This window comes from Rhodonellum psychrophilum GCM71 = DSM 17998, from assembly GCF_000381545.1.
Taxonomy (GTDB): Bacteria; Bacteroidota; Bacteroidia; order Cytophagales; family Cyclobacteriaceae; genus Rhodonellum; species Rhodonellum psychrophilum.
The window spans coordinates 53,603-69,181 of sequence record NZ_KB906675.1 but is presented as its reverse complement, the minus strand read 5'-3'; the positions used below and the strand labels follow the sequence as shown (position 1 = coordinate 69,181).

General features: G+C 41.3%; 17 protein-coding genes. 12 read left to right on the top strand and 5 right to left on the bottom strand.

Going from position 1 to position 15,579, the window contains the following annotated elements; genetic code table 11:
• Positions 1 to 770: 770 nt before the first annotated feature.
• The 3 genes from tnpA to F824_RS0106175 all read left to right on the top strand — a co-directional run bounded on the left by tnpA (position 771) and on the right by F824_RS0106175 (position 2,258).
• A complete protein-coding gene (gene tnpA / locus F824_RS0106185) occupies positions 771 to 1,064 on the top strand; it encodes an IS66 family insertion sequence element accessory protein TnpA (protein ID WP_019596997.1) in 294 nt (97 codons plus the stop codon).
• Positions 1,065 to 1,096: 32 nt separating this feature from the next.
• Positions 1,097 to 1,411 carry an IS66 family insertion sequence element accessory protein TnpB gene (gene tnpB, locus F824_RS0106180; RefSeq protein ID WP_019596996.1) on the top strand — a complete coding sequence of 105 codons (315 nt, stop codon included), beginning with the start codon at positions 1,097 to 1,099 and terminating at the stop codon, positions 1,409 to 1,411.
• 73 nt (positions 1,412 to 1,484) lie between these two features.
• Positions 1,485 to 2,258, top strand: a complete 774-nt coding sequence (locus F824_RS0106175) for an IS66 family transposase (protein WP_019596995.1) — start codon at positions 1,485 to 1,487, stop codon at positions 2,256 to 2,258.
• On the opposite strand, the gene F824_RS27115 is transcribed toward F824_RS0106175, so the two are convergent.
• Complete coding sequence (locus tag F824_RS27115; protein WP_081624977.1) at positions 2,152 to 2,625, bottom strand: NAD(P)H-binding protein; 474 nt, start codon at positions 2,623 to 2,625, stop codon at positions 2,152 to 2,154. The two genes, F824_RS0106175 and F824_RS27115, sit on opposite strands and share 107 nt — an antisense overlap.
• A gap of 422 nt (positions 2,626 to 3,047) precedes the next feature.
• On the opposite strand from F824_RS27115, the gene F824_RS0106160 reads away from it, so the two are divergent.
• The 5 genes from F824_RS0106160 to F824_RS0106135 all read left to right on the top strand — a co-directional run bounded on the left by F824_RS0106160 (position 3,048) and on the right by F824_RS0106135 (position 7,188).
• A complete protein-coding gene (locus F824_RS0106160; protein ID WP_161629746.1) occupies positions 3,048 to 4,364 on the top strand; it encodes a polysaccharide deacetylase family protein in 1,317 nt (438 codons plus the stop codon).
• Positions 4,365 to 4,603: 239 nt separating this feature from the next.
• Positions 4,604 to 5,326, top strand: coding sequence for a class I SAM-dependent methyltransferase (locus F824_RS0106155; protein WP_019596991.1), 723 nt, complete (start codon positions 4,604 to 4,606; stop codon positions 5,324 to 5,326).
• 622 nt (positions 5,327 to 5,948) lie between these two features.
• On the top strand, positions 5,949 to 6,305 hold the full coding sequence (locus F824_RS0106145; protein ID WP_019596989.1) for an iron chaperone: 357 nt from the start codon (positions 5,949 to 5,951) through the stop codon (positions 6,303 to 6,305).
• Positions 6,306 to 6,307: 2 nt separating this feature from the next.
• A complete protein-coding gene (locus tag F824_RS0106140) occupies positions 6,308 to 6,715 on the top strand; it encodes an SRPBCC family protein (RefSeq protein WP_019596988.1) in 408 nt (135 codons plus the stop codon).
• Positions 6,716 to 6,726: 11 nt separating this feature from the next.
• Entirely contained in the window at positions 6,727 to 7,188 is a 462-nt protein-coding gene (locus F824_RS0106135) for a hypothetical protein (RefSeq protein WP_019596987.1), read from the top strand.
• A 227-nt stretch (positions 7,189 to 7,415) separates the two neighbouring features.
• Here the strand turns inward: F824_RS0106135 and F824_RS0106130 are convergent, their stop codons facing one another.
• Positions 7,416 to 8,288, bottom strand: a complete 873-nt coding sequence (locus tag F824_RS0106130) for a TraB/GumN family protein (protein WP_019596986.1) — start codon at positions 8,286 to 8,288, stop codon at positions 7,416 to 7,418.
• 100 nt (positions 8,289 to 8,388) lie between these two features.
• Positions 8,389 to 9,588, bottom strand: a complete 1,200-nt coding sequence (locus F824_RS0106125; RefSeq protein ID WP_019596985.1) for an exo-beta-N-acetylmuramidase NamZ family protein — start codon at positions 9,586 to 9,588, stop codon at positions 8,389 to 8,391.
• Positions 9,589 to 9,629: 41 nt separating this feature from the next.
• Here F824_RS0106125 and F824_RS0106120 point away from each other — a divergent pair, with 41 nt between their 5' ends.
• Complete coding sequence (locus F824_RS0106120) at positions 9,630 to 10,847, top strand: ABC transporter permease (RefSeq protein WP_019596984.1); 1,218 nt, start codon at positions 9,630 to 9,632, stop codon at positions 10,845 to 10,847.
• On the opposite strand, the gene F824_RS0106115 is transcribed toward F824_RS0106120, so the two are convergent.
• Positions 10,825 to 11,577: a polyprenol monophosphomannose synthase gene (locus F824_RS0106115; RefSeq protein WP_019596983.1), complete on the bottom strand. Its 753-nt coding sequence runs from the start codon at positions 11,575 to 11,577 to the stop codon at positions 10,825 to 10,827. The genes F824_RS0106120 and F824_RS0106115 overlap by 23 nt on opposite strands.
• Before the next feature lie 105 nt (positions 11,578 to 11,682).
• Between F824_RS0106115 and F824_RS0106110 the strand changes: the two genes are divergently transcribed.
• The 3 genes from F824_RS0106110 to F824_RS0106100 all read left to right on the top strand — a co-directional run bounded on the left by F824_RS0106110 (position 11,683) and on the right by F824_RS0106100 (position 14,388).
• The gene (locus F824_RS0106110) at positions 11,683 to 12,564 is read left to right on the top strand and encodes an ATP-grasp domain-containing protein (protein ID WP_019596982.1); all 882 of its coding nucleotides are present in this window, start codon (positions 11,683 to 11,685) and stop codon (positions 12,562 to 12,564) included.
• A 305-nt stretch (positions 12,565 to 12,869) separates the two neighbouring features.
• A complete protein-coding gene (locus F824_RS0106105) occupies positions 12,870 to 13,295 on the top strand; it encodes a hypothetical protein (RefSeq protein ID WP_019596981.1) in 426 nt (141 codons plus the stop codon).
• A gap of 22 nt (positions 13,296 to 13,317) precedes the next feature.
• Entirely contained in the window at positions 13,318 to 14,388 is a 1,071-nt protein-coding gene (locus tag F824_RS0106100) for a globin family protein (RefSeq protein ID WP_019596980.1), read from the top strand.
• 69 nt (positions 14,389 to 14,457) lie between these two features.
• Here the strand turns inward: F824_RS0106100 and hisB are convergent, their stop codons facing one another.
• Positions 14,458 to 15,552 carry a bifunctional histidinol-phosphatase/imidazoleglycerol-phosphate dehydratase HisB gene (hisB, locus tag F824_RS0106095; protein ID WP_026333530.1) on the bottom strand — a complete coding sequence of 365 codons (1,095 nt, stop codon included), beginning with the start codon at positions 15,550 to 15,552 and terminating at the stop codon, positions 14,458 to 14,460.
• Between the last annotated feature and the right edge of the window lie 27 nt (positions 15,553 to 15,579).

Sequence of the window (15,579 nt, the reverse complement as noted above, 5' to 3'; positions counted from 1 at the left end):
AGAATTTATTGGTTATTATCAATCCCATTATTTACTTTTTTATTAATCATTACTATAGGGAATTATGTAGTAAATAGGAAAATTTCAAAAATGTATAAATGTAAAAGCTCTTCAGAAAAAATTTTAATTTTAAGAAATTTGTTATTATTCAATAAAAATTATATGAATAGTTATTATATCTTGATAGGACTTTATTTTTCTATGATTATTTTTTTTGGACAAATATCAACAATCCAATTAGCTATGTCATATCTGTTGCCTATGTTAATAGTATCAATCTATTCTATACGTAAAACTCGCATAGATTTAGATAAAAAAATAAAAATATATAATATTAAATTACTGTCGCCCGACTAAAATACGAAAATCAAAATAAAGTTCTCTAATATCATTTTAGAGGACTTTTTTGTTGGAGTTCAAAAAGTACCCCCATCCTGTGAGGAATAATTGGGTTTGCACGTTTTGAAGGTCTTTTTGAAATATACTTTTAAAGTAAGCTTCGGAATAGAGTAGAAATTTTTCTAGACTGACATAGGAACATAAATTTTTTGCTGCCACCATGACCATGGTGGAAAAATCCTCCGTTTCTTTTATTCGCTTGTGTATTACTGTAAACAAGAGATTAAGAATTAACGCCACCCATATCTGGATTTTGATTCCGTTCTCACTGTCCGACAAAAAGTATTTGAGCTCAAAGTTCTGATTGATTTTTGTATCCGTCCGATAAACCCCATATTTTCTAGTTTTTGATTTGTTCGTAATGTTGCTTCATGAAAAAGATTAGCAATGACGAATATTACAAGCTGTTCACCAAGTGGCAGGGATCAGGACTAAGCAAAGCTGCATTTGCATCAGAAGCAAGTATTTCAAGAGTATCTTTTTATTATTGGTGCAGGAAGTTTGAAGGGCAACAGGATGACTCTCTTTTTGCTTCAGGTTTTTCTTTGGTTAATCCTGAGATGGTTTTCCAGAAAGATCCTATCCTCAAAATCAATTATCCTTCAGGAGTAAGTATCGAATTTTTCGGAAAAGTAGATATCACCACTATCAAAGAACTTCTTTGATGCTTGCACTATCGAGTTCTACTAGATACTTTATGTACAAAGAGCCAACTAATATGCGCTTCGGCATCAACTCACTTTCAGGTCTTGTTCGGAACAAACTTGGCTTTGATCCGATGAACGGTGATGTTTTTGTATTTATTGGCAAGCGTTCCAACCAGATTCGCATACTCCAGTGGGATAGAGACGGTTTTGCGATGTATATCAAACAACTTGAAAAGGGCACTATTGAACGTCCAGTACTCTCTGGAAGCGCAATCACAAGTAGCCAATTGAACCTTCTCTTACAGGGGGTAAAACTTGAATCGGTGAGCTACAGGAAGCGATATGACGCCTTAAAAAGAGTGTAAAAAAGATGCTTTTAGCGTGTAAAAATAGCCTCTAAATGTATCTAAAGCCACTTTTTTATGATATCTTTATGTCATGGAACACGGGGAAAAAGACTACAAAAAGCTGTATGAAGAAGCCCTGTTGACCCTATCTGAAAAAGAAGAAATTCTTATCCAGAAGGAAGAAATAATATCCGATCAGCAGTTCGAACTTGACAAACTCCGCAGACATCTTTTTGGATTCAAGAGTGAAAAACGAGCAAACAACGTAGGGGATGACCAGCTGGGACTTTTTGAACTTGGCACCACCAGATCAGTACAGGAAGAACTTTCCGAATCAATACCTGTGGTAGAAAAGCCTGCTCCGAAGAAAAGAGCAAAAGGTACAGGACGTATGTCTCTTCCCGAAGAACTCAGAAGAGAAGAAGTATTGATCCAACCATCCGAATCTACAAAGGGCTGTGTGATCATAGGAGAAGAAGTGACAGAAGTACTTGAGGTAGTTCCTGCATCATTCTATGTGAAGCGCTATATCCGCCCCAAGTATGCCAGGCCAAATGGCGAAGGCATCATCATCGGAACTCTTCCTGACAGGGTGATAGAAAAAGGAATTCCATCCGAGTCGGTAATCGCCCAGATGACTGTTGACAAATACGTCTATGGGATGCCGCTCCACAGACAGATCGATAAATACACCAAAATGGGTGTACGCATCCCTGCTTCAAGTGCATCGGATTGGATCATGAAAGGCTGGTATCATCTCAAACCACTATGGGAGTTACTCCGACTAATAGTAACCAGCCAAAAATACCTACAGGTAGATGAGACACCAATAAAGGTTCTAGACAGAGATCACAAAAACGTGTAGTTTCGGTAAGATGGCCCACATGCATCGGGTCATAGCAATACATGTTGTCGAAAAAGACCAGCTTGGCATTGTGTTTCATGCAGGCTTGGATGGTGTTTTTCATGATGATGGGCCACTGTTCCTGCCAAAGTTTTGTCCGATAGGTAATCCCAGCTACCAGATAGACGGTGTCTGATCCGGCCACAGCCGCATCTACCTGATTCTCCAAAAGCAAATCAGCTTTCATGATTTGGTCGGATTCATTGATTTTGTTGGGATTTCTGCTGACCAAGCGGATATGGTCCGTGTACATTTTCAGTTCTTTGGCCAGTTGGGTCCCGATATTGCCTGTTGAGCCCAAGATGGTATGAAGTGATGGTGAAGACATAGACATTGTGGTTTTTGTAAAAAATGGAGTTGTCAATGTATTTGATGCTTAAAGATATCGAATATTTTGTTCCCGAATTTGAAGGGGAGTTTTGATTTTATTTATCCAAATCAATTTTTTGCCATGATTGGATGAGGATAAGAAATGGCCAAGGAGGAAAATCTCCTACATTGGGGCTAAGAATCTGAATGGATCCGATTGATCCCAAAACCTCAGCACCTTGTCCCTAAGTCTTCAATGTTGCACTTTGTGGTGTTGTCATTGAGGATTTTTCGGGCAAGTACTCACTGAATTTTTGACGAATCTTGGTCAAAATAGCCTTTTATAAAAATTAGATGCCAGAAATTCAGGAGGTAAGCGTGTTTTCCTATCTTTACTTGCGAAGCACCAATCCAAAAATTATGACCAAAATACAGAATATCATGAAATTAGGAACCCTGCTATCCGCAGGTTTATTTTTTGGATGTAATTCAAGCACAATGGATTCCCAAAACATTGGAAAAACAGAGGTGCTTCCTTGGCATGAAGGAAAAAAACTGGCAGTTTCCATCACCTATGACGATGGTACCTTGAATCAATTCAGAAAGGCCATTCCGATCATGAACGATCTCGGAATGCATGGAACCATATTTATCAATACCGGCGAAATCCCAGGGTCACAGTACCCTGCAAAATACATCGGCAGGGACATATTGGAAATCATTGCCGAAACTTCCAAAAGGAAAACCACCGAGGAGAACTTGTTCGAAAGGGCCACTGCCATTCGATTCGTGGATCTGGAAGGAGCAGTGGCTTACCATGATCAAGCTGGAGCTCTGTTTGAGCGGGGAAGGGTAGAGGAGGCATGTGCCTTGATCGATAAAGGATATTCAGAAATCCGAGTGAAAAATATCCGTCAACTCAAAACCCCTCAGATCATCGATGGGGAAATGATCGATTGGGAAGAAATCAGAAAATATGCAGACCAGGGACATGAATTTGGGGTGCACACCATTTCCCATCCCCGATTGGCGGTGTTGGACGAGGAGAACCTGATGTATGAATTGATGAAATGCAAAGAGGACATCGAAGCCAATTTGGGCAAGGCGCATACATTTTCGGCGGAGTGTCCTTTTGGAACAGAGAATGAGCGGGTGATGGAGTATGCACTGAAAGAATTCCCGGCCTTGAGGAACAGAATGCCAGAATCCTATTTGCACGAAATCAACCGCTCCGGAGATTTTGATCCAACCTACAATGAAAAAGCCTATACACAATGGCAAAGAGGGCCTTTGAGCAAGACCACTTTGACAGACAAGAAAACTTGGATCGACCAAAGCCTTCAATCCGTCAATAATCCTTGGTTGGTTTTGGTTTACCATGGTATTGATGGAATCGGATGGGAACCCCAAAGCAGTGACAGCATCAAAGCCTATTTTGAATACATTCATGATTTGGATAAAGATATTTGGGTGGGGACCTTTGGTGAAGTGACCAAATACATGCGAGAAAAAATGGCATCGAAAGTGACTGTGACACCGGGCCAAGACAATATTCAAGTGGAATTGACCCACGATTTGGGACCCTTGTATGATTTTCCCTTGACCCTCAAAACCTACGTTTCCGAGGATTGGGAAAAGACTCAGGTGAAGCAAGGGAATGACGTTCAGGAATTAAATGTAATCAAAGATGAAAATGGTTCTTATATTATTTATCAAGCTTTTTTAAACACGGATAAGGTATTGATTTCCAATAATTAAAGCATATTTATAAAGATTTTGATTTAATGTAATCTACGTTTTGTCCTATTTTTAAATTTGATGTTTGGAGTGCGTGGAGGTGGATTGGGAATAGGAAATGTCTTCAACAATCTTGATTGGTATTCTCCGTAGAGTAGAAATCCTTTCAATCAAGTACAAACATTAAAAGTATTTGTTGGGTTTTAAAAGAACGATTTCCTCAAAAATCCACTTCGACATTGACAGTAAATCTAAAATTCATGAAACAACTGACAGTGCTTTTATCACTCTTTCTGAGCATCACGCTTTGCTACGGCCAAAGCCAGCAGCTGGAAAAGAAAGTTGAAACTATTTATTCCTACAAAACCCCAGCTCCAGATGGAACTGGAAAAGTATATATGGGCCGTGAGATTTCCTCCATCATGAATTTTATGGGGATGAGTTGGTTGGAGCGGGCAAGCCGGCCGGAAGAGGAAAATACTGGCTTGGCGATCAAAAATCTTCCCATTGACAAAAACAGTTGGGTGGCAGATATCGGAGCGGGATCCGGATATTATACTTTTAGGATTGCACCGAAGGTTCCGGAAGGAAAGATTTATGCGGTGGAAATCCAGGATCCTGCAATCCAATACCTGAACGAGAAGAGCAAGACTCTTGGTTTTGACAATGTGATCACGGTTAAAGGAAGTGAAAAATCTCCTAATCTCCCTGAAAACGCCATCGATTTGGCCATCATGGTAGATGTTTACCATGAGTTGCTTTATCCGCAGGAAGTATTGCAGGAGATCAGGAAATCGCTGAAACCAGATGGAAAATTACTCCTGATTGAATACCGAGCGGAGGACCCAAAGGTGATGATCAAAAGGCTGCACAAGATGACCGTAAAGCAAGTTTCTAAGGAATTGGGGGCCAATGGTTTCCGTCTCGTCGAAAATGGACAGTTTATGAAGATTCAGCATTTTTTGGTTTTTGAAAAGGAATGAGTGATAGGTTAATTATTGTTTTGACTGACGGTCAAGAGTGTTTTTACCCCTTTAAATCGTGATTTGAGATTTGGAAAAATTTGTTGTATAGGAAGTTTTTTTGTGGGGGGCATTTTTATCAATTGATCGAAGGACTTTTAAAATCCCATCGTGATGACAGAAATCTTAAACTTGGATTTCAATTTCTGGGATAGGGGGTGACGTATTCAAAAATCCTTTAGGTTTGGAACAAATATTTTCCCACTGCAATGCATTTTTAGAATTCCATTGAATTCAATAAATCTGACAGAAATACCCATTGTAAAAAACCGGGGATTTATGGAGAGAATTCTTTTTTGAAATTTTCAAAATTCAAAAATGACCGTGTTTCATTTGCGCATTTTCGTTAAATTTGAATAGATACATTTCCAACTTAAAAAAGTCCAGGTATTTCAATCTGCCGGGATTTCAAAAAGGCATAAAAGCAGATGTAAGATTTCATTTTCTGTCGTTGGGCGATAATTTTTGATCTGTTTTTTAGATTGTCCAAAACCGGATAAAAGGGCATTTTTATTTCAATAAGAAAAATTTTAATAAGGGTAGTGAAAATCCAATATTCACAATAATCCTTGACCCAGAAAAAATGGACAAAGAAATCCAGACTGTTGACGATTATATCGCTGGTTTTCCCGAGGAAATTCAGGGGAAGCTGAAATCTATTCGGCAGACCATCAGGGAAAATGCTCCTGCAGCGATCGAGAGTATGGCATACGGAATGCCTGCCTACAAAACAAACAACAAGCCTCTCGTGTATTTTGGAGGCTTTGACAAGCATATTGGCTTTTATGCCACACCTACCGGACACGAAAAATTCAGGGACAAACTCTCCGGCTATACACAGGGAAAAGGATCCGTTCAGTTTCCACTGGACGCGTCTTTACCATTGGATTTGATTGCAGAAATCGTGAGATTTAGAGTTATCGAAAACCAACAAAAATAAAGATGGAGAGAATATTGGTTCAGGCCACCATTTTGGCTGATAGGGAAAAAGTTTGGGATTACTATACGCTTCCTGAACACATTACGAAATGGAATTTTGCCACAGATGATTGGCAATGTCCGAGGGCAAGCAATGACATGCGCGTCGGTGGAAAGTATTCGGCGAGAATGGAAGCCAAAGACGGTAGTTTTGGTTTTGACTTTGAGGGCATTTATGATGAAATCAAAATTGGTGAAAAATTCACCTATACTTTGGGAGATGGCCGGAAAGTCACGGTTGCTTTTCAGGATCTTGGCGACACCACCCATGTGACCATCAATTTTGATCCAGAATCAGAAAATTCAATTGATTTGCAAAGGGAAGGTTGGCAGGCCATTCTCAATAATTTCAAAAAATATGTTGAATCCTAAACTCCAATGCTATGAAAAAACTATATTATAAAATCGAAGTGAATTCCTCAGCCGAAAAGGCATACGCAACCATGTTGGGACTTGACAACAAAGAAACCTACCAGCAATGGACAGGGGAATTTAACCCAACATCCACATTCGAAGGTTCATGGGAAAAAGACAGCAAAATTCATTTTCTAGGAACAGATGAAAATGGCCAAATCGGTGGAATGGTTTCCCTGATCGCGGAGAACATCCCCAATAAATTTGTTTCCATCCAACATGTTGGCGTACTCAGCGGGGATGATGAGATTTTGGAAGGACCAGAGGTGGAGCAGTGGACTGGAGGTTTCGAAAACTATACCTTTGAAGAATCAGACCACAAAACAACCATCACCGTGGATCTGGACGTCGCAGAAAGCCACTTGGAGTATTTCGAGGAAACTTATCCAAAGGCATTGAAAAAGTTGAAAGAAATCATTGAGAAATCTTAAACCCGAAATAGGCAATAGGTTTCCAAATTGGATTGAAACTGAAAGAAAATCAGACTATTGGGAGAATAATTCCTGACTCCAATAGGGTGAAGTCAAAAATAGTCAACACCTTATGGATATTAGTGAATTACAATATTGAATTGAGTTTGTAATGTACAAAACGGGTTAAATCCTGTAGGCAGTATCTTTTGAAATCTAAAACTCCTGTGAAGTGAATTGTAAACCACTCAATTCACAGCTTCCACCGTATATCCAGCTTTTCTGAGCAGAGAAATGACTCCCGTTTCGGAGGGGAGATGTCCCGCACCGACGGCGATGAAAGTTGAACCTTCCTCAATGTGGTTTTCGATCAGGGGAATCCAGTTTTTGTTTCTGTCGGTAAGCAACTGGTCTCCGAATTCCTGGAAAACACCATTGTCCGTGATGATGCCGTACAATCCGTCAAGATCCTGCTCAAGGTATTTCTGGGTCAGTTCGCCGAACTCTTCCATGCCATTTTCATCGACCACCATTTTGGCCAATTCATCAACCTGGAGTTTTCTTGGGATATTGTCGAATATGCCCATTTGAAAACCAACGGTTTCCAATCCTTTTATTGACATTTCCTGCTCCTTGGCTTTGTCCATAAAGTACATTTCATAGCTGCTTTGGGCTGTGCAGGGAAGCATTTTGAGCATGACCATCGAGGAAAGGACGAAAGGTTTAAATATCCCAAACTGATCAAGTCCTGCGCCATAAGCTTCCAACAGGAATTTATCGAGTGCAACGATTTGTTCCGGCTCCATTTCTTTGGAAATGTTCTTCATCCCAGGGTTCATCGAGGTTTTCTGCATCTCCATCATCATGTTGGGATCTCCCAAATCAATTTCAAGGACCAATTTTTCACTTTCCTTCAATGCATTTTCTATCCGGGCATCCATAAAGAAATCATCCTCACAAATGACATGGATGGTGCCAAACAGATACGAATCCTGCTTGAGATTCTTTCCGGAGATTTTCCAAAGCAGGGATTTTTCTTCGGTTCCTAAAGTGAATCCCTGATGGATGAATCCTAAAAAGAAAACACTTATAAAAAGGGATTTTTGAAGAGTAATGCGCATGAATTTAATTATTGATGATGAAGACCTTTTGTTACAATCCCGAAAGGGATATTTTATTCGCTTGTTGAATGGTGGGGATAATATTTAACTCGGGACAAGCTCAATAGATCAAATACTTCGCCCTCATGATCTTATACGCATCCAAATCTTTTTGCCAACCCAGTCTTATTTCTGATTCTGGCTTTCCAGCCAAGATGTCCTTCCTGAGTTGGTCATTGCCGGCAAGCTTGTCGAAGAAGTTGTTGAAAAATTTCTCCTTTTTGCCGGACACCTGATATGCCTCCATGAGGTATTGAAGGGTGAACTGATGGTCCAGGGATTCATTTCTCAGGTCCCTGCCAAAGCATTCCTTGTTCTGCTGCGGGGGTGTTTTGGACATGCCCACGATGCTGACGGGCGTGAAGCTGAAGTCCCCGTATTTTTTATCGGGAAATCCATAAACCTGAAAAGGAAAATAGGTGCCGCGGCCAACGGATACATCTGTTCCCTCAAAATAACAGAGGGAAGGATAAAGTCGGATAGCGACATCGTTGGGCAGGTTGGGGGAGGGTTTGATGGGCAAGCTGTAAGCTTTGGCATGGTCCCAATGTGCAACAGGGATCACCGTGATATCACTCTTGATTCCGCCTTTCAACCATCCTTCTCCATTGATCATTTTTGCCAATTCACCGACGGTCAACCCATGGACCACTGGGATGGGATGCATGCCCACGAAACTTTCAAATCCCTTTTTCAATACCGGACCATCGATATAATTGCCGTTGGGATTGGGTCTATCAAAGATGAGAAGCGGCATTTTGTTCTCTGCACAACTCTCCATCAGGTAATGGAGTGTACTGATGTAGGTGAAAAATCTAACCCCAACATCCTGAAGGTCATAAATGATGATGTCCAAGTCCTTCAGCGATTCGGCCGATGGTTTTTTGTTGTTTCCATAAAGCGAAACAATGGGAAGTCCCGTGCTCTTGTCAATTTCGCTGTTGACAGTTTCTCCAGCATCGGCATCCCCTCTGAAGCCATGCTCTGGTACAAAAACCTTCACCACGTTTATGCCTTCCATCATCAGGAAATCCGCCAGGTGCATATTGTCTTTTGAGGAGAGGATACTTGTTTGGTTGACCACCAAGCCCACGCGCTTTCCCTCCAAAAGTGGCAAATACGCTTCCGGTCTATCGGCAGCTGGCAAAATAAGGGTATCCTGCTTTTCAACTTCCTTCATGGGGACTTTTTCCGGGCTTTTGCAAAAAGCCATGAATTGAAGTAAAAAAGTCAAGAGAAATGTTATTTTAATATGCTTCATGTTATTTTGCGCTAGATTTGCACCAAATTAAATAAACTTCATTGAACCTTTCCTATTTCATTGCCAAAAGAATCAGCTTTAAACGTACAGGAGGCTTCACGGGTACCATCCACAGGATTGCGGTGGCGAGTGTCGCCATCGGTTTGGCTATTTCCCTGATATCTTTCATGATCTTGGGCGGTTTTCAGAATGAAATTTCGAACAAGGTTTTTAGTTTTACCGGACATTATCAAGGCATGAAATTCATGTCAGGAAATGCTTTCGAAGAATCACCCACTTCCACGAAGTCGGATTTTTACCAAAACTACCCTGAGGTCGATTTTATCAAACATGTTCAGGTCTATGCCCATAAACCTGGTTTGCTCAAAGGTGACCAGGAAGTTGAGGGTGTCCTTTTGAAAGGCGTCGACAAAAATTTTGATTCCTTGACTTTCAAGGCATCCATCACCAAGGGTAGATTCATCCATTTTTCGGATTCTTCCGCCAGCAATGAAATCCTCCTTAGCAAAAAAGTGGCCAACAAGCTGCTTTTGGATATTGGAGAAAGCGTCACCATGTACTTTGTCCAGGAGCCCCCAAGATTCAGGAGATTTGAAATCGTGGGTTTGTACGAAACCTATCTGGAAAATTTTGATGACAAAATCCTGATTGGGGACATCCAAACGATTCGGAATCTCAATGGATGGACAGATGACCAAGTGGGCGGTTTCGAGATTTTTGTGGACGATCCCTCCAAATTGGATGTCTACATCGATCCTTTGTATGAGATCATGGATTATGACCTGAAGTTGATCAAGATCACGGACAAATACCTGGAGATTTTTGATTGGTTGACCCTGCTCAACAACAACGTGTACGTTTTTCTTGGATTGATCTTGTTTGTGGCGGCCTTTAACATGGTGTCGATTCTTTTCATCTTGATCATGGAAAGGACCCAAATGATCGGTATCCTGAAAGCCGTCGGCGCAAAAAACTCCCAAATCAGAAAAATATTCGTGTGGAATGGCATCCGGATCATTGGTCGGGGACTATTGATCGGCAATGCAATCGGATTGGGACTCGGCTTTTTACAAGACCAATTCAAACTGATCCCCTTGGACCCTGAAAGTTATTATATGGCTTTCGTACCGATTCATTGGAATTGGCCGGTATTTATCGCGATGAATCTGATGATCTTGCTGGTTACCACACTCGTGCTTTTCGTGCCGGCAATGCTCATCAGCAATATCAAACCCATCAAGGCAATTCGCTTTGATTAGGTTTGTAGCCTTTGAAGATACTTTTCAGTTTCAAAAATATCACGCCCAGTACCGCTTCGCGAAAAATGTTTTTGCTCATTTTGGAGGTTCCTTTGGTTCTGTCCGTAAAGATGATCGGTACTTCCACGATTTTGAAACCTAATTTCCAGACGGTAAATTTCATTTCAATTTGGAAGGCATAACCGATAAAACGGATGCTGTCCAAATCAATCGCTTCCAACACTTTTCTTCTGTAGCATTTGAATCCTGCAGTGGTATCTTTGATGGGGATTCCGGTGATAAACTGGACATATTTGCTCGCCATAAAAGACATCAGGACCCGGCCCATCGGCCAGTTCACGACATTCACTCCTGTGATATAGCGGGATCCAATTGACATGTCAAATCCTTCTTCTGCGCAAGCTTTGTAGAGTTTGATAAGGTCCAAGGGATTGTGTGAAAAATCAGCATCCATTTCAAAGATGAATTGGTAACCGGAATTCAAGGCAAATTTAAACCCTTTGATGTATGCGGTTCCCAATCCCAATTTACCTTCTCTTTGAATCATGTGAAGTCTTTCCCCAAATTCATTTTGGAGCGCCAAGACTTCTTGGGCGGTCCCGTCAGGGGAATTGTCATCAATTATCAATAAATCGAAATCACCTTCCAGTTCCATTATGGAAAGGACCATCTCTCGAATGTTTTCGAGTTCGTTGTAAGTGGGGATGATGACGAGTTTTTCTTTTTGCATACGATTGGACCCCAAAAGTATAATAAATTGATAGTTTTTTTTTGTTCGGTTTAATAAAATGCAGAAGTTTGGCCAAATTCACCTTTAATCTTTAAAAAAAAAACCATGCGTATTGCTGTAGTTACCTATGAATCAAAGATTTCCTATGCGGCAACCAACGTTTTGGATGAAGATAAAATACTGGCGGAAATCCTGACTGATCTGGGTTTGGAATTCAAATTTGAGATTTGGTCGGACACTTTGGTGAAATGGGAAACATATTCGCATCTGCTGGTCAAATCCCCATGGGACTATTTTGATCGGTATTCGGAATTTTTGGACTGGTGTCAGCGCATCAAAAAACTGGGGATACCGGTTTTCAATGACATCGAAACAATCCTTTGGAATTCGGACAAACGATATTTGGAGGAAGTCCAAAAGCAGGGATTTCAGATTGTGCCGACCCGCTTTTTATCCAAGCAACAACCCTTTGACTTGGCCGAGTACTTTGATGTTTTTAAGACGGACCAACTGGTGTTGAAGCCCACCGTCAGTGGAGGAGCCAAAAATACGATCAAGTTGGATCGGGAAATGTGGCTATCCAAAAAGGAGGAGATGATTGGATTGATGGCGACAGAAGATTTCATGGTGCAGCCATTTGTCAAGCAAATAGTGGAGGAGGGCGAATATTCTTATTTGTATTTCAATGGGAAGTTTTCCCATGCCGTACTCAAAAGTGCCAAAGAAGGAGATTTCAGGGTGCAACATTTTTTTGGGGGAAATATCAGTAAAGTCCTTCCCAAACCTGAAGATTTGAACTGTTTACAGCAATTAGTAAATGCTTTTGCGAAGAATTGTCTTTATGCCAGGGTAGATGGCGTTTGGATTGAAGGTGTCTTTTATCTGATGGAATTGGAGTTGATCGAACCCTATCTTTTTTTGTTTATAGAAGAACAAGCGATCCCCAATTATCGCGGGGCAATCAAGGAGAAACTGGGTCTGATTTAGGAAGGATCCAGTGTTTTATTTTTTAAGCGTGTCAAAGTGTATTTGTTTGTTTCAAGCAATACTTTGGATTTTGTGTTTTGCAAAAACCTTCTAAAAGGCTCTACTTTTCGACGAAAGTTGATTTTTGATTTTCGTGTTCATACTGCGGTAACCCATCTCCAATTCCAAGAATAATCAAGCCATTTAGGTTTTGGAGGAGAAATTTTTAGAACTATAAAATCAGAATTTATTTCGATTTTTTCAATCTCCCTAAATCCAAAAGGAAAATGGGGGTCGTATATGTGGTCAAACGAAATTGAAAGACCATGATTAAAAAGATTTTGATAGGAGCTGTTGCCATCGTACTCCTTTTGGTAGCGACGCTGGCCATACACATTTACTTGGTGACACAACCCAAAGAAGGTGCAATGCCTACCATGACCATGAGCCGTATTGATTTTCCCTCCGCTTTGGATTCTTTGGAAGGCTATGCGATCAGGGATTTTGTCAAAAACACGGATGGCATGAAAGATACCCGAGTCAATCTTTCTATGGGGCACCTTGTCTGCCTTTATGACCGCAACCAAAAATCGCCACAGGAGATCGTGTCTGACATCAATGACAATTTCATGACTTCTGCTGTGCTTTTCCAACCCTCAGACGACATGCTGGCGCAAAGCTGTCCTGCAATCAACAAAAGCTCCCTCACCTATAAATTGGGGGCATTTTTCCAAAAAACCTTTGAAAATTAATTATAACTAAATTTTAACAACTATGAGAAAGGTAAATTACTGGTTAGCCAGTGCGCTTGTTGGGTTTTCTGTCGCCTTGTCTTCCTGTGACAGGGAGGATGGACCGGAACCCATTATGGATGATTCGTTTTATTCCACCAAGTTGGGTGGAGAAACCAGAGTGGCTGATCCCATGAATTCGGGTCAGATGATTGAGCAGGGTTTCTTGAACCTCAGAACCGTCGTGACCAATACTGTTGTTACCATCGCCACGAATGAAGGTGGGAAGTATGATGCCTTACAGCCTTATTTCAGCGTACTGTTAAGTGAGGTTGGAAGAGGTGAAACCTCAGGTCTAAACCATTTGGTAATGGAGTTTTCAGAATTTTTGGCGCAAGCCACAGGTTCGAAAAATTTCAGTTATACGGGGTTGAGCATGGCAGATGCGCACAATCCTGCTTTGCATTCCAGGATGAATGGAACGATCAACAATGCAGATTATGACCTCTTCATCGGTGCAGTGGTGGAAGGTGCAGCCCAGGCTGGAATTACTTCTGCTGACGTGATTGGACCTGTTGGACAGTTGTTGGAATCTGTAAGACAACCCATTGTACAGCGTGCCGATGGAGCATCGCTTGACCTTTATTCCCGATTGGGTGGCTCTGGTTTAGTTGCTGATCCCGATAACGAAGGTCAATTGATTGAGGCTGGATATATTCCATTGAGAGCGGTGGTGACGGGTACTGTATTGATCATTGCGACCAACGAAGGTGGCAAATACAATTCCCTTCAACCTTATTTCTCAGTACTTTTGGCAGAAGTTGGTGCGGGAAATACTTCGGGTTTTACCATGCTGGTATCTGATTTCAGTGATTTGTTGGCCGAAAGCATCGGTTCTCAAAACATCGAATACAATGGTTTGAATATGGTTGATGCACACAATCCCGCTACCAATCCCAGAATGACTGGTTTGATCACTTCAGCAGATTACGATCTGTTTATTCAGGCTGTAGTGGAAGCTGCGGTTGAGTTGAATGTACCTACTTCCGTGATTGGTGAATTTGGAGGTCTTTTGACCAGCCCAGGTTTAAAAGGAGCGATTGTACAAGGCTAAAAATATTAGTTTGGTCAAAAATTGATATGGACTGGAAAATGAAGAAATTCAACTTCCAGTCCATATTTTTTATAATACTCCTTTTGTACTTGGGAGTTGATTCAGTGCTGTTTGATCTTTTTGAACGGCCATCTTGATGGCTCTTGCAAAACCTTTGAAGATCGCCTCAATTTTATGGTGCTCATTGTTGCCTTCTGCCTTGATGTTGAGGTTGCACTTGGCAGTGTCGCTGAAGGATTTGAAGAAATGGTAAAACATCTCCGTAGGCATTTCCCCGATTTTTTCCCTTTTGAATTCGGCTTCCCAAACCATCCAAGGTCTTCCTCCAAAATCAATGGCAACCTGTGCCAAGACATCGTCCATGGGAAGCAAAAAGCCATATCGGTAGATTCCCTTTTTATCACCCAATGCCTTTAAATAAGCTTCGCCCAAGGCCAAAGCGGTGTCCTCGATGGTGTGGTGCTCGTCGATGTGCAAATCCCCCTTCACCTGAATGTCTAGATCGGTGCCGCCATGTTTCCCCAATTGGTCGAGCATGTGGTCAAAAAAGTGGATGCCTGTACTGATATTTGTTTTGCCGGTTCCGTCAAGGTTGAGTTTGATGTTGATTTCCGTTTCTGAGGTTTTTCTTTCGACGGTGGCGGTGCGGGAAGGATACTTCAGGAATTGATAGATTTCCTCCCAAGAGTTTACACAGATGGTCGGCTCTTCATAAGTTTCACCAATGAAAATGGATTTGCTTCCCAGATTTTTGGCCAATTGAATATCTGTTTTTCGGTCTCCGATGACAAAGGAATTTTCCAAATCATAGGTCCCGTCAAAATACTGGCCCAACAAACCTGTTCTTGGTTTGCGGGTAGGAAGGTTTTCATGCTCAAAAGAACGGTCGATGTGCACTGCAGCGAAGTGGATGCCTTCATTGGCCAGGGTAGTCATCATCTTATTCTGGGCAGGCCAAAAGGTATCTTCTGGAAAAGAATCTGTTCCCAAGCCGTCCTGATTGGTGACCATCACCAATTCGTAATCCGTTTCTTCTGCAATCTTTCTTAGGCTGGAAATAGCCATTGGCAGGAATTCCAGTTTTTCCAGGCTATCTACCTGCATATCAATCGGTGGCTCGATAATCAAGGTCCCATCTCGATCGATAAAAAGTACTTTCTTCATGGTTGTTCTCGGTTTAGGATGATTTTT